Source organism: Acinetobacter sp. YH12117 (assembly GCF_013418865.1).
In the GTDB taxonomy this organism is placed as follows: domain Bacteria; phylum Pseudomonadota; class Gammaproteobacteria; order Pseudomonadales; family Moraxellaceae; genus Acinetobacter; species Acinetobacter indicus.
Map to the genome: position 1 here is coordinate 1 of NZ_VPBF01000023.1, position 13,550 is coordinate 13,550.

Annotated in this window: 14 protein-coding genes and 1 pseudogene; 12 read left to right on the forward strand and 3 right to left on the reverse strand. The window is 46.5% G+C overall.

Features of this window, described 5'->3' with window-relative positions:
• From FTU55_RS09240 to FTU55_RS09290, 11 genes and pseudogenes are all read left to right on the forward strand, one after another.
• Positions 1–118: pseudogene (locus FTU55_RS09240) on the forward strand (IS982 family transposase); the annotation flags it as partial.
• Between the two features lie 93 nt (positions 119–211).
• The gene (locus FTU55_RS09245) at positions 212–862 is read left to right on the forward strand and encodes an OmpA family protein (protein WP_005179792.1); all 651 of its coding nucleotides are present in this window, start codon (positions 212–214) and stop codon (positions 860–862) included.
• A gap of 127 nt (positions 863–989) precedes the next feature.
• Positions 990–3,029 carry a UvrD-helicase domain-containing protein gene (locus tag FTU55_RS09250; RefSeq protein ID WP_005179787.1) on the forward strand — a complete coding sequence of 680 codons (2,040 nt, stop codon included), beginning with the start codon at positions 990–992 and terminating at the stop codon, positions 3,027–3,029.
• A gap of 30 nt (positions 3,030–3,059) precedes the next feature.
• Complete coding sequence (dut, locus tag FTU55_RS09255; protein ID WP_005179786.1) at positions 3,060–3,512, forward strand: dUTP diphosphatase; 453 nt, start codon at positions 3,060–3,062, stop codon at positions 3,510–3,512.
• A gap of 193 nt (positions 3,513–3,705) precedes the next feature.
• On the forward strand, positions 3,706–5,130 hold the full coding sequence (locus tag FTU55_RS09260; protein ID WP_180006901.1) for a phosphomannomutase/phosphoglucomutase: 1,425 nt from the start codon (positions 3,706–3,708) through the stop codon (positions 5,128–5,130).
• Positions 5,131–5,140: 10 nt separating this feature from the next.
• The gene (gene argB / locus FTU55_RS09265) at positions 5,141–6,043 is read left to right on the forward strand and encodes an acetylglutamate kinase (protein ID WP_016659457.1); all 903 of its coding nucleotides are present in this window, start codon (positions 5,141–5,143) and stop codon (positions 6,041–6,043) included.
• 114 nt (positions 6,044–6,157) lie between these two features.
• Positions 6,158–6,970 (forward strand): GNAT family N-acetyltransferase, encoded by an 813-nt coding sequence (locus FTU55_RS09270; RefSeq protein WP_180046868.1) that lies wholly within the window; start codon positions 6,158–6,160, stop codon positions 6,968–6,970.
• 86 nt (positions 6,971–7,056) lie between these two features.
• Positions 7,057–7,905: a class II glutamine amidotransferase gene (locus tag FTU55_RS09275; protein ID WP_075168090.1), complete on the forward strand. Its 849-nt coding sequence runs from the start codon at positions 7,057–7,059 to the stop codon at positions 7,903–7,905.
• Between the two features lie 256 nt (positions 7,906–8,161).
• Positions 8,162–8,617 (forward strand): bacteriohemerythrin, encoded by a 456-nt coding sequence (locus tag FTU55_RS09280; RefSeq protein WP_005179777.1) that lies wholly within the window; start codon positions 8,162–8,164, stop codon positions 8,615–8,617.
• 166 nt (positions 8,618–8,783) lie between these two features.
• Positions 8,784–9,866: a hypothetical protein gene (locus tag FTU55_RS09285; protein WP_127800517.1), complete on the forward strand. Its 1,083-nt coding sequence runs from the start codon at positions 8,784–8,786 to the stop codon at positions 9,864–9,866.
• Positions 9,866–10,189 (forward strand): RnfH family protein, encoded by a 324-nt coding sequence (locus tag FTU55_RS09290; RefSeq protein ID WP_005179774.1) that lies wholly within the window; start codon positions 9,866–9,868, stop codon positions 10,187–10,189. Before FTU55_RS09285 ends, FTU55_RS09290 begins: the two co-directional genes overlap by 1 nt.
• 42 nt (positions 10,190–10,231) lie before the next feature.
• Here the strand turns inward: FTU55_RS09290 and FTU55_RS09295 are convergent, their stop codons facing one another.
• Positions 10,232–10,630, reverse strand: coding sequence for an outer membrane protein assembly factor BamE (locus tag FTU55_RS09295; protein WP_005179773.1), 399 nt, complete (start codon positions 10,628–10,630; stop codon positions 10,232–10,234).
• Between the two features lie 112 nt (positions 10,631–10,742).
• Between FTU55_RS09295 and fur the strand changes: the two genes are divergently transcribed.
• Positions 10,743–11,180, forward strand: a complete 438-nt coding sequence (gene fur / locus FTU55_RS09300) for a ferric iron uptake transcriptional regulator (RefSeq protein WP_005179771.1) — start codon at positions 10,743–10,745, stop codon at positions 11,178–11,180.
• A 72-nt stretch (positions 11,181–11,252) separates the two neighbouring features.
• On the opposite strand, the gene FTU55_RS09305 is transcribed toward fur, so the two are convergent.
• Together FTU55_RS09305 and FTU55_RS09310 are read right to left on the reverse strand one after the other, a co-directional pair.
• Positions 11,253–12,371: a PilT/PilU family type 4a pilus ATPase gene (locus FTU55_RS09305; protein WP_005179770.1), complete on the reverse strand. Its 1,119-nt coding sequence runs from the start codon at positions 12,369–12,371 to the stop codon at positions 11,253–11,255.
• A gap of 27 nt (positions 12,372–12,398) precedes the next feature.
• Positions 12,399–13,436 (reverse strand): type IV pilus twitching motility protein PilT, encoded by a 1,038-nt coding sequence (locus tag FTU55_RS09310; RefSeq protein WP_005179768.1) that lies wholly within the window; start codon positions 13,434–13,436, stop codon positions 12,399–12,401.
• Positions 13,437–13,550 lie beyond the last annotated feature (114 nt).

Consider the following 13,550-nt stretch of genomic DNA (forward strand, 5'->3'; position numbering starts at 1 on the left):
TCTATGGCATTTATCTCATCGTATCACTCGAAAAATTCTTTCACATACAATTTCAGTCGTTTTAAATTCTCAATTAGGTAATCCTCCTTTACAGTTGGAAAAATTAATTAAAAGTTGAGATTCGCGTTTATTAACAAAAAATCAATGGTCTAAGCACTTTATTTCATCCAAACTTTCCCATATACGAAAAACACAAGTAAGGAGGCATGCGATGCGTGCACTAGCAATTTCAGCAGTAGTCGGGGCAATGGTATTAACAGGTTGTCAAACCACTGGTAATAACCTGGGCGGCGTAGAATATGACAAAACCGCATTAGGAACCATTATTGGTGCGGCAGCAGGTTATGGTGTTTCTAAAGGGAATGCCAATACCAGCGCACAAAACAACCGTGCAGCAGCAATTGGTGCGGTACTCGGTGGGGCTGCAGGTATCTACTTGGACAATAAAGAGAAAAAATTACGTCAACAAATGGCTGGTACCGGTGTAGATGTTAACCGTAACCCAGATGGTTCTGTTGGCCTGATCATGCCAGGTAACATTACTTTTGATACCAACAAGTCAAACATCAAGCCAAACTTCTATGCAACTCTAGATAAAGTGGCGCAAGTTCTGACTGAAGATAACAAGAGCGGTATCTTGGTGACAGGTTATACTGACAGCACTGGTAATGACTCTATCAACATCCCGTTATCTCAGGCGCGTGCGCAATCTGTAGCGAGCTACCTGGCATCTCGTGGTGTATCAACTGCACGTATTAATGCCCAAGGTCACGGTTCATCAAACCCGATCGCGTCTAACGCAACTGCAGAAGGCCGTGAACAAAACCGTCGTGTTGAGATCAGCATTTACGCGATCCAGTAATTCGGTCCAGAATTCAAAAAACCACCTTCGGGTGGTTTTTTTTATGACCAGAAAAGCAGCATTTTAGATTAGGCAACTGTGGTGGAGATGACTATAATCGAGCTCGAACCGAAATAGAGGAAACACTATGTCACTGGCAAGTCAACTCAATGACAAGCAACTTGAAGCCATGAAATATACTCAAGGACCCTTGTTAGTGCTTGCAGGTGCAGGTTCAGGTAAAACCTCGGTGATTACCCGGAAAATTGCCTATCTGGTGCAGCAATGCCGTATTCCGGCGCACCGGATTACCGCCATGACCTTTACCAACAAGGCTGCGCGTGAAATGAAAGAGCGGGTTGGTAAGTTGCTGTCGCGTGAAGAAGCCAAAGGTCTTTCGGTCTCGACCTTCCATACGTTCGGTTTAAATTTACTGCGTTTAGAGCTGAAACATACCCCGCTTAAAGCCAACTTTTCGATTCTGGATGCCGACGACTGCAAACGCATTCTGATGGATCTGATGCATCGCGACAATTTATCGGGTGCAGAAAGCAAAGAGCTGATTGCGCGGGCCATGAAAATGATTTCGGACTGGAAAAATGACCTGATTCCACCGGAGCAGGCACATACCACCTGTGAAACGCCAGAAGATATCCAGATGGCGCATTTATATCAGCTGTATGAGCGTAATTTACGTGCCTATAACGCAGTCGATTTTGATGACCTGATTGTGATGCCAACCCGGTTATTGCAGGAAAATGCTGAAGTCCGCGATAAATGGCAAAACCGGGTGCGTTATTTGCTCGTCGATGAGTATCAGGACACCAACACCGCGCAGTATATTCTGGTCAAACTTCTGGTCGGGGTAATGGGACAGTTCACCGCCGTAGGGGATGATGACCAGTCCATTTACGCCTGGCGCGGCGCCAAACCGGAAAATATGGCGCTCTTAAAAGAAGATTTCCCAAATTTAAAAGTGATCAAGCTGGAGCAGAACTACCGCTCCACCAGCCGGATTCTAAAAGCGGCCAATACTGTAATTGGCAATAACCCGCATATTTTTGACAAAAAACTCTGGTCGGACAAAGGCCATGGTGAAGTCATCCGGGTGATTACCTGCCGCAATGATGATGATGAAGCAGAGCGCGTGGTCAAAGACCTGATCACGCATAAACTGATGAACGGTAAAAACTGGAAAGATTATGCGATTTTGTATCGCGGTAACTTCCAGGCGCGTATTCTGGAAACCCAGCTGCGCCAGATGCAGATTCCGTACAAGCTGTCAGGAGGTCAGTCTTTCTTCGCCCGGGCAGAAATTAAAGATGTGATGAGCTATTTACGGCTGATTATTAACCCGGAAGATGACAGTGCTTTCCTGCGCATTATCAACACGCCAAAACGTGCCATCGGCCCGGTGACCTTGGAAAAACTGGGCTTATTTGCACAGGAAAACCATCTGTCCTTGCTGGCGGCAGCAGGTGATCAGCGTTTGACCATGGCCATTCCGAAAAAAGCCACGACTCAGCTGGCCGAGTTTGCCGACTTTATCCAGAACTTTACCCGTGAATTGCTGGAAGATGATGAACCGGTGCCAATCATCCGCCAGATGATGAACGAAGCTGGTTATATCGACTACGTCAAAGAAAGCGCCGCCACGCCTGCGCAGGAAAAAACCAAGCTGGACAATATTGAAGTGCTGTACAGCAGTATTCAAAGCCTGATTAACCGCGCTGAAGATGTGGACGAAAAAAATATTGAAAGCGTGATCCGTAAAATGGTGCTGCTGGATATGCTGGAGCAGCAACAGGAGGAAGAAGACACTGACAAGGTCAACTTATTAACCTTGCATGCCTCCAAAGGTCTGGAATTTCCGTATGTCTATTTAATTGGACTGGAAGAGGAAATTCTGCCGCATAAAAACTCGATTGTGGCTGAGACGGTCGAAGAAGAACGCCGTTTGATGTACGTGGGCATTACCCGTGCGCGTCAAGGCCTCACCATTACCCTGGCCGAGCAGCGTAAGGCTGGCGGGCAGATGAAACAGATGACCCCAAGCCGCTTCCTAGATGAAATGCCACAAGATGAGCTGGAATGGCTGGGTCGCAAGAAAAAGCTGGCTGGCGATATCGATCCGAAACTGCAGGCCCAGCATTATCTGGAAAATTTACGTGCGTTAATTAAACGCTAAACCATTCATTGATATAAACAGGAATTACTGATGAAAGTTCAGGTAAAAGTGCTTGATGCACGTTTGGGCCAAGAATGGCCAATGCCAACCTATGCCACCTCTGGTTCGGCAGGTTTGGATTTGCGTGCCTGCGTGCATGAGACCACTGTCATTGAGCCGGGTCAAACCGTATTGGTGAAAACCGGTCTGGCGATTTATATTGAAGATCCGCATTTTGCCGGTTTAATTCTGCCGCGTTCGGGTCTGGGCCATAAACACGGTATTGTGCTCGGCAACCTGGTTGGCCTGATTGATTCTGACTATCAGGGTGAGCTGATGGTGTCGGTATGGAACCGTGGTCAGACTGCATTTAGCCTGGAACCAGGTGAGCGTCTGGCGCAATATGTGCTGGTGCCGGTGGTACAAGCCCAGTTTGATCTGGTTGAGGAATTTGAAGCCACCGAACGTGGTGCTGGCGGTTTTGGCCATACCGGTAAAGCTTAAAATCTGCTTGAATGATAAAGCCTAAACATTAGGCTTTATCACAACACGCTAGAAAGTAACGCAACAAACACTTAAAATTACATTTTGTAGCGTGAATTCTGTTTTCGGCCGCATAGAATCAGTTCTTATATTAACTTATATTAAAAAGCCTAAAACAATCATTCTCCCTATTCATATATAAAGTAGTTCTGCCATGGATATTCAACAGTCCAGTTTCCCTTTTCAGGTTTTCCGTGCTTACGACATTCGTGGCAAGGTGACTTTGCTGACGCCTGAACTGGTGCAAGCGGTGGCGTTGGGTTTGGCCGTACAAATTAAAAACACGGGCAGCACACGCGTGGTGATTGGTTATGATGCTCGACTCAGCAGTCCGGCCTATGCCGATCTGATCATGCAGGTGCTCCAGCAGCAGGGCTTAAGCCCGACCTTAATGGGCTGTTGTTCCAGTCCGATGCTGTATTACATTGCCCGCCAGTTTGATGGCAATGGCATTATGGTTACGGCCAGTCACAATACCAAATCTGACAATGGTATTAAATGGATTCTGGGCGGTGAACCCCCGACGCCAGACAAGATCCAGCAGGTGGCGGCCCATGCCAGCAACTATTTTCTGGCACATCGACAGCAGCCTGTGGCTGAACAGCCGCATCAGATTTATCCGGAATTTTGCCTGCAGTATCAGCAGGCGCTACTCGATGATATTCAATTACAGCGCCGTTTTAAGGTGGTACTCGATGGTCTGCATGGTTCAGCGGGTCGCTGCGCTGCGCTGGTCTTGCAAAAACTGGGCTGCGAGCTGATCACAATCCGCTGTGAGGCCAATGGGCATTTCCCCGATCATGCCCCAGATCCCTCTCAGGAAAAACATTTAAGCAAGCTGAAACAGGCGGTACAGCAGCATCAGGCAGATTTAGGCATTGCACTGGATGGCGATGGCGACCGTCTGGTTCTGGTCGATGAACAGGCCAAAGTGATTGGTGCAGACCGTTTGCTGGCATTGTTTGCCGAAATGTGTTTACAGCAACATCCACAGCATGAAGTGGTGTTTGATGTGAAGTGTTCGACCATGGTGCGTAACACGGTACGCGCGCTGGGTGGCCATCCGGTAATGATTCGTACCGGCAGCACCTTCCTGCGTCAGTATCTGGCGCAATCAAAGGGACACGCAGTGTTTGGTGGTGAATATGCCGGGCATTATGTCTTTAATGACGGGCGCGGCTTTGGCTATGATGATGGCCTGTATGCTGCGCTGCGGGTAATGGAATATTTAAGCCAGCGCCCGGAGCGAAGCCTGTCTGAACTGCTGGCCAAATATCCTGAACGCTGCTGTACTGAAGATACTTATATCAGCACCCACAACATTGCTTCAGCGCATGTTTTACATGAGCTTGAAACCTTAAGTCAGCCATTGGCCGCACAATTAAGTAAAATTGATGGCGTTCGACTTGATTTTGAAGATGGTTTTGGCATTATTCGAGCATCGAATACGGGCGAATATTTTACAGTACGTTTTGATGCCGATAATCCGGCACGATTAGCGGATATTCGTCATACCTTTGTTTCCATGCTGAGCAACCGTTATCCGCAGATTGCTCAAGACATTTTAGATGCTCAATAAGGAGAGGCGCATGCCACAGCAACAGACTGGCATCGACAAAGCACAGATTCTGACAGAAGCTTTGCCGTATATTCAACGTTTTATGGGTAAAACGCTGGTCGTGAAATATGGTGGCAATGCCATGACCGATCCTGAGCTGGAAAGTTCATTTGCACGTGACATTGTGCTGCTTAAAACGGTCGGTTTAAACCCGATTGTGGTGCATGGCGGTGGTCCACAGGTCGATTCCTTCCTGAAACAGCTGGGCCGCGAATCTGACCGTATTGATGGCATGCGCGTGACTGATCCGGCGACCATGGAAGTGGTAGAAATGGTGCTTGGCGGTAGCGTGAATAAATCTATCGTCAATTTAATTAACCAGCATGGCGGCCGTGCCATTGGTTTGACCGGTAAAGATGGCAACCTGATTCGGGCCAAAAAACTGCTGATGGAAAAAACCGCAGAAGATGGTTCAGTACAGAAAATTGACTTAGGCTTGGTCGGCGAAGTGGTCGGCGTGAAAACCGACGTACTGGAAATGTTTACCCAAAGCGATTTTATTCCGGTGATTGCGCCGTTAGGCGTCGACGAAGACGGTAATACCTATAATATTAATGCCGATCTGGTCGCTGGTAAGGTGGCTGAAGCTTTGGGCGCAGAAAAACTGATTCTGTTGACCAACATTACGGGTGTACTGGATGCCAACAAGAATCTGCTGACCGGTTTAACCACTCAGGAAGTCGATCAGTTAATTGAAACCGGCGTAATTTATGGCGGTATGATTCCGAAAGTAGGCTGTGCGCTGGATGCCGTCAAAAATGGCGTGGTCAGTGCGCATATTGTCGATGGCCGTGTGCCACATGCCTCTTTGCTGGAAGTCTTTACTGACCATGGAGTGGGCACTTTAATTACCAACCGTGCCGCCAAACACTAAGAGTTAAAACAACTCAAGGTCTCTAAGGAGGCCTTTTTTTATGGCTGATTTTTGGTCATTGAATTGTCATCTGCATCGCCTAGTGTATAGGCAGAACATTAGGAGTGCTGATCGATGTTAGCCAAACTCAATCAATATCGACAAAATTTGAGTTTTCCTTTAAGCAAAAAAAATCATACCAAATATGATTTTAAAACCACAACAAAAACAGAATACAGCTTTGAATGGGTTGAAAATTTAAAACAGTTAAAAGAAGTACAGCAATTTCGTGCCGAGCAGTTTGCCAACCAGTTCGGTTTGCAGTTTGAGCATGGACTGGATCAGGATGTTTACGATTTTGGCTGCGAACATGCCGTATTAAGGGATAAGGCCAGTGGGGAAATTGTGGCCTATACCCGATTAAAACTGTTTCAGGGGTATGAACTGGCGCAAAGTTATAGTGCCAGCGAATTTGCCATTGAAGAGCAATTAAAGCATCTCAACAATATTGTGGAAATTGGCCGTACCTGCGTGCATCCACGGCATCGGGCCGGTAAAGCTCTATCCATTTTATGGCTGAATCTGATGCCGAAAGTACTCTGGAGCATGAAAGCCCGCTATTTGATTGGCTGTGTTAGTGTGCGTTTAGAAGGCAATGAAGCGCGTGCCTATCATACCCATCAGTATATCCAGCAGTTAAGCGAACAGCAGCGCTGTAACATTGCCTCGAAACAGGTGTATATTCCGCAGGCCTCTGAAATGACTTCGCTGAAACAGGGCCGGATTCCCAAGCTGTTTGATATTTACCTGAAAATGCAGGGCAAGCTGTCCACCGAAGCCTATTATGATCAGGAGTTTAACTGTCTGGATTATTTTGTCTTTGTCGAAATGAACCAGGTGCTAAAAAAGATGGTACTCAAGAAAAATACCCGCCACATTGTGGAATAAATAAAACTTTGCAGCGATTGTGATTTGCATGGCCTGACAGAGTCATGCACAATAAATGCAGTTTTAATCAGATGTTGAAGTCCTGTATGTGCCAGTTACTCGGAATGAATTGTGCAACACCTACTGATATTACCTTTTCATTTCGTGGTTTTTCACAACGTGCTGGCATAACTTCCGACCATAGTGATGGCTTTGGCATCGCCTTTTTTGAAGACAAGGCCTGCCGCTTATTTGTCGATAACCAGTCGGCAGTGGAATCGCCCATTGCCGAGCTGGTACGCAACTATCCAATTAAATCACGCAATGTGATTGCGCATATTCGCAAAGCCACGCAAGGCAAAATTACCCTGGAAAATTCCCATCCCTTTATTCGGGAGCTGTGGGGACGCCACTGGATTTTTGCCCATAATGGCGATTTACACCATTTTGATCCAGCCTTAAGCGGTCATTTTACCCCGGTGGGCAATACCGATAGCGAGCGGGCATTCTGTTATTTGCTCGATCAGATGGTACTGAAATTCGGTTTTGTGGAACCGTCTTTAGAGCAGCTCTTTGAACTGCTGACCGAAATTTCCCCGAAAATTGCCGAGCATGGCACCTTTAACTTCTGTCTGTCTAATGGTCAGGCGCTGTTTAGCTATGCCACCACCAAACTGCACTGGCTGGTGCGTGAATACCCGTTTAAACCGGCACAATTAATTGATATTGATGTCGAGGTCGATTTTAGCCAGGTTACCACACCGGAAGATCGGGTGGCGGTGATTACCACTGAACCGTTGACTCAAAATGAAACCTGGCAGGCTTTTAGCCCCGGCGAAATGATTTTATTCCAGCAGGGACAGCCAATCAGAAAACAGCTGACTTATATTGAACGTTTGGAAAAAGAACGTCTGAATCCGGAATTAAAACGGATTACCCGCGCCGATCAATATTAATCTACTGTTGTATATTTTATTTTAAATAGTGCCGTATTTTATTTAAGTCTAAAAATACGGCAGAAAATAATAAAACGGTTAAATAATAACTGACTCTTTTGCTCGGGTTAAAATAATATAAACATTATAAAACAAGGGTTTGTGTGAATTTGTTGGCAGAAACAGGAATCCCAAGTAAATCACTTCATTTTTATTTTAAATTAAATATGGCTACTATGCTCAAAGCTTATAAATCATTTGATTCAGGGGTGGTCGTATGAAAATGAAGTGGATTCCAGAATATAATACTGGCATCGATGTGATTGATGACCAACATAAACGTATTCTTGATTATATTAACGAAATTGTCGAGATTGGTGAAAATACCGATCGTGCCCGTATTAAACAGATTCTCGATAATATTATTGACTATACCCAGTCTCATTTTACCTTTGAAGAATCTTTACAAGAAGAAGCCGGTTATAAATACCGCGTACCACATAAACGCGTACATGACTTATTTATTAAAAAAATCGAGTCGTATCGTGAACGCTTTGAAATGGGGCATTCCATTGAAGGAGAACTGCACGAAGTGTTGTCAAAATGGTTAATTAACCATATTCAGCATGATGATGCAGATTATGTTGGCGCTGTAAAAGAAAATATGATGGGTATTATTCAGGAAAAAGAAAAGAAAAAAGGTAAAAACTGGTTTGCCCGTTTCTTCTCATAAACAGAATAAATTACTGCACAATTAATAAAACCAGAGAACAACAATATTGGACTAAAAACTAGCGCAGCAAACCATTGATGGCAATGGTTTGCTTTTTCTTTTTTAGTTTTTGATTTTCCCGGGTGACAAGGGCAAAATAGCGATAGATTTTTATTAGGAAAGCATCATGCAGGACAATGCTATGTCACGATGGTTATCGCCGCTGATGGCATTTTGTTTATCATTTATTCTGATTGCCACACTGGCACCGGTCACTGGCATTCAGCTGGAACGTCAACTGGACTTCTGGCTGCTGTGGTTAGGTACCATGCTGGTGCTGGCCTTGCCATTGACCTATATGGAAATTGCGCTGGCCAAGCGTTCAAAAACTACAGCCTTGCAGGCTCTATCCAGTTTGACCCGTGATGCCGATGCCTCTGCACAGTGGCGTCTGGTGGGCTGGCTGGCCGCGGTGTTTATTCCATTTTTAGCAGGCGCGATGCTGTTTAATGTCAGCCAAATGCTGACCCAGCTAGCACTGCCAACGATTCTACCGTTGTGGATTTTTATTGGCTTGGCACTGGTTGCCCTGGCATTGTCTTTTATTTCGCGTCTGCTGCTGCTTGGCCTGACTGCGGTCGGTGTGATTGCTGCCTTTATTCTGGCGCAAGTGATGGGTGCTCCGGTTGCTGAATGGCAAATGACCGCGCTTGAGTTTGGCGAGTGGGGCAATGCCACAGTACTGGCGTTGGTGGCTAGTGGCCTAGGTCTGGGTCTGTACTGGCAAACCAGTTTGCCGGCGGTACAACAGCAACAGGTGGCGACCAAAACCGTGTTCCCGATCTGGCTGGCGCAATTACTGGCCGTGATTGCCTTTGCTTTCTTTGCCGCGACTGCTCAGCTACCCGCTTTTGCGCTGGCTTTTGCTGTGGTGATGGCTGCTGCGCTCATCCTGCAACTGGCACGTGAACAGTTGGCACAGCGTCAGATTGCAGTGGCAATTCAATGGATCATTCTGCTGGCAGCCACGTTGATCTGGGCCATTCCAGGTCTGGCCAGTGTGTTAAATCCGCTGCTGATGATCTGGGGCCTGGTGATTTGTCTGATTTATGCGATTTTCGCCGGTTGGATCATGAAAATCAGTCATTTGCGTAAATCCATGAACTTCAGCAGTGAAGCCTTTTATAACCTGTGGCGTATTGCCATCCGTATTGTCTTGCCACTGGCAATTATTGCTGCGCTGCTGGCCGTGATTGGACAAATGTTCTGATGACTGCGCAGTATGTCTGGGTGGCTTTTGCCTCAGCCGAACAGCAGTTTCATCTGGCAGTGCCGTATCAAAATGGCATGACTGCGCTGGATGCGATTCAGCAGAGCGGGATTAGCGAACAGGTCAGTTTGCCTGAACCGCTGCAACTGGGAATTTTTGGTAGCCGTTTAACCGATGCGCAGCAGCCACTGCAACCGGGTGACCGGGTCGAGATTTACCGGCCGCTGACCATTAATCCGAAAGATATCCGCCGCAAACGAGCAGCGAAAAACCCGGTGGGCCGCTATGCCAAAGGCAATCGCTTTAAGCAATTGAGTTCATAAGAAAAACCCCTCACTGAGGGGTTTCTTTTTATCTGAAAGGGGCTATAGTGGGGGCGCGGTTAAAATTGCTTCTTTTGAACCCGGTAAGCCTGGTTGCTGTTCAGGAATGGTTTCTAAACCTTCAATTTTCTGCACAATACCGGTTTGATCGAAGTAGATTTTTAAGTGTTGACCTTGTGCAGCGGGAATCTTGGCTTTTTTAGCATAGGTTCCTGGGATATAATGGTAAATATAGTCCCAACGTAAAGGATTCATTGGATCTGAAATGGTTGGGCTACCCAGCAAAAAGCGGACCTGTTGGTGGCTCATGCCGACCTGAATTTTTGCAGCTTGTGCTTGGGTTAAGGGGGTGCCTTGAGGAATATCTACTTTATAAACGCCCAAGGTCGAACAACCCATGAGCAATGAAGTGACGAATAACGTCAACATGACTTTTTGCATTTTGCTACACTATCCCAATTAATTATTGATGCATTCGATCCAAGCATAGATCATACTGCATCTTAACTTTGTTGCATATTCCAACTTTAATTTTGTTGAGAGACCTTTTTTCATGCCTATTTCAAATCAAGATCTACGCAAAGCTGGCCTTAAAGTTACACTTCCACGAATTAAAATATTGGAATTATTAGAAAATTCAAGACAACATCACTTAAGCGCGGAAGATATTTACAAGACTTTACTCGAACAGGGTGAAGATGTGGGTTTAGCAACTGTGTATCGCGTGTTAACACAGTTTGAAGCCGCGGGGATTATCGAGCGTCATAATTTTGAAAATAATCATTCGGTTTTTGAAATTATGCAGGAAGATCACCACGACCACCTGGTATGCCAGAACTGTAATAAAGTGGTGGAATTTACCAACGACGTGATTGAACACGAACAGCATGAAGTGGCGAAAAAGTTTGGTTTTGAACTGACCGGTCACTCACTGAATTTATATGGCTACTGCGATGCGCCGGAATGCCGCGAAGCGTTCCGTAAAAAATAAGCGCAAAACTGCCCATCAATAAATCAACCCATAAAAACAGGCTGAAGATCAGCCTGTTTTTTTTGCCTAAAATTATTGCCCGTCGAAGGTAATATTCGAAGTGGCATGCATTAAACGCTCGCCGCCTTCTTCCGACAGCTTGATTTGCAGACGCAAATCGTTTGGCGAGTCGGCATGTTTCAGGGCATCTTTGTAGCTGATCTGCTTGGCTTTATACAGGTCATACAGGGCCTGGTCAAAGGTTTGCATACCCAACTCACGTGAACGCTTCATCAGGTCTTTAATTTCGTGCACATCGCCTTTACGGATTAAATCGGACACCAGTGGCGAGTTAATCAGCAGTTCAATCGCGGCACGACGTGAGTTGCCATCAATAGTAGGAATCAGCTGCTGTGCCACAATGGCTTTCAGGTTCAGTGATAAATCCATAAACAGCTGGCCATGACGGTCAGCCTCAAAGAAGTGGATAATCCGGTCAATGGCTTGGTTGGCGTTGTTGGCGTGCAGGGTGGCAAATACCAGGTGACCGGTTTCGGCAAAGGCAATTGCATAATCCATGGTTTCACGTGAACGGATCTCACCAATCAGGATCACATCTGGGGCCTGACGCAAGGTGTTTTTCAGTGCCACTTCAAACGAATCGGTATCAATGCCTACTTCACGCTGGGTAATAATACAGCCGGCGTGTTCGTGCACAAATTCAATCGGGTCTTCAATGGTGATGATATGACCTTTGGAATTCTGGTTACGATAACCAATAATTGACGCCAAAGAGGTCGATTTACCGGTACCGGTTGCCCCGACAAAGATGATGATGCCACGTTTGGTCATGGCCAGATCTTTTAAAATTGGCGGCAGTTTCAGTTCTTCCATGGTCGGAATTTTGGTTTCAATCCGACGCAGCACCATGCCCGGTTCATCACGCTGCTGAAAAGCGCTGACACGGAAACGTGCGCTTTTATCACGGTTGGTGATGGCAAAGTTACATTCACGGGTATCGGCAAATTCCTTGCGCTGCTTGTCGGTCATAATCGAGTTGAGCAGCTGGCCGACAATTTCCCCGGTCAGTTTGGATTTGGCCACTGGCACAATCTGGCCGTTAATTTTCATGGAAGGCTCAACATCGGCCGTAATAAACAGGTCCGATGCTTTTTGCTGAATCATTAAATTCAATAAATCATTAAAGTCCATAGCGCTGTCCTGGCTTCCTGCACACGATTAGAGGAACGATTCTGGCTGTTTCGCCACAGTACGCGCGGTCTGTGGACTGATCACGCCACGGCTGACCAGGGCTTTCAGGCTCTGGTCCAGCGTACTCATACCGTAGTTGGCACCGGTTTGAATGGCTGAGTACATCTGCGCAACCTTGTTTTCACGAATCAGGTTACGGATGGCCGGAATCCCGATCATGATTTCATGCGCCGCCACACGGCCACCGCCATTTTTCTTGAGCAGAGTTTGGGAAATGACCGCCTGTAACGATTCAGACAGCATGGCACGTACCATATCTTTTTCTTCGGCCGGGAAGACGTCAATCACACGGTCAATGGTTTTTGCCGCCGAGGTGGTGTGCAGGGTACCAAAGACCAGGTGACCGGTTTCTGCCGCGGTAAGTGCCAGACGGATGGTTTCCAGGTCACGCATCTCACCGACCAGAATAATATCCGGGTCTTCACGCAGCGCCGAACGTAGCGCTTCGTTAAAGCCGTGGGTATCACGATGCACTTCACGCTGGTTGACCAGACATTTTTTAGACTGATGCACAAATTCAATCGGGTCTTCCACGGTCAAAATGTGGTCATAGCGGTTGTCATTGATATAGTCAATCATCGCCGCCAGGGTGGTGGATTTACCCGAACCCGTCGGCCCCGTGACCAGCACTAGACCACGTGGATAGTCACAGATATCTCTAAAGATTTGACCCATTCCCAAATCTTCAATGGTCAGCACTTTAGAGGGAATGGTACGAAACACCGCGCCTGCACCGCGGTTCTGGTTAAATGCGTTAACACGGAAACGCGCCACGCCCGGGACTTCAAACGAGAAGTCGGTTTCCAGGTTATCTTCATAATCACGGCGCTGTTTGTCGTTCATGATGTCATAGACCAGCTTGTGGACTTCTTTATGTTCCAAGGCGGGCAAATTGATGCGGCGTACTTCACCATCCACACGAATCAGTGGCGGCATGCCTGCCGACAGGTGTAAATCCGATGCCCCATTTTTTGCCGAAAAGGCCAATAGTTCTGTAATATCCATAAGTTCCCCGAGATCATATAAATCTTAATTATTTTGTTAGAATAATACGGCTTTCCCTCAGCTTAACCAACACCTAGCACGAGGGCAAAGTAAAAAAGATGAATGAAAATGAGA

Bases quoted from the DNA above. Each gene is read 5' to 3' on its own strand.
- FTU55_RS09245 (WP_005179792.1), top strand. From the start codon at position 212: ATGCGTGCACTAGCAATTTCAGCAGTAGTCGGGGCAATGGTATTAACA.
- FTU55_RS09250 (WP_005179787.1), top strand. From the start codon at position 990: ATGTCACTGGCAAGTCAACTCAATGACAAGCAACTTGAAGCCATGAAA.
- dut (WP_005179786.1), top strand. From the start codon at position 3,060: ATGAAAGTTCAGGTAAAAGTGCTTGATGCACGTTTGGGCCAAGAATGG.
- FTU55_RS09260 (WP_180006901.1), top strand. From the start codon at position 3,706: ATGGATATTCAACAGTCCAGTTTCCCTTTTCAGGTTTTCCGTGCTTAC.
- argB (WP_016659457.1), top strand. From the start codon at position 5,141: ATGCCACAGCAACAGACTGGCATCGACAAAGCACAGATTCTGACAGAA.
- FTU55_RS09270 (WP_180046868.1), top strand. From the start codon at position 6,158: ATGTTAGCCAAACTCAATCAATATCGACAAAATTTGAGTTTTCCTTTA.
- FTU55_RS09275 (WP_075168090.1), top strand. From the start codon at position 7,057: ATGTGCCAGTTACTCGGAATGAATTGTGCAACACCTACTGATATTACC.
- FTU55_RS09280 (WP_005179777.1), top strand. From the start codon at position 8,162: ATGAAAATGAAGTGGATTCCAGAATATAATACTGGCATCGATGTGATT.
- FTU55_RS09285 (WP_127800517.1), top strand. From the start codon at position 8,784: ATGCAGGACAATGCTATGTCACGATGGTTATCGCCGCTGATGGCATTT.
- FTU55_RS09290 (WP_005179774.1), top strand. From the start codon at position 9,866: ATGACTGCGCAGTATGTCTGGGTGGCTTTTGCCTCAGCCGAACAGCAG.
- FTU55_RS09295 (WP_005179773.1), bottom strand. From the start codon at position 10,630: ATGCAAAAAGTCATGTTGACGTTATTCGTCACTTCATTGCTCATGGGT.
- fur (WP_005179771.1), top strand. From the start codon at position 10,743: ATGCCTATTTCAAATCAAGATCTACGCAAAGCTGGCCTTAAAGTTACA.
- FTU55_RS09305 (WP_005179770.1), bottom strand. From the start codon at position 12,371: ATGGACTTTAATGATTTATTGAATTTAATGATTCAGCAAAAAGCATCG.
- FTU55_RS09310 (WP_005179768.1), bottom strand. From the start codon at position 13,436: ATGGATATTACAGAACTATTGGCCTTTTCGGCAAAAAATGGGGCATCG.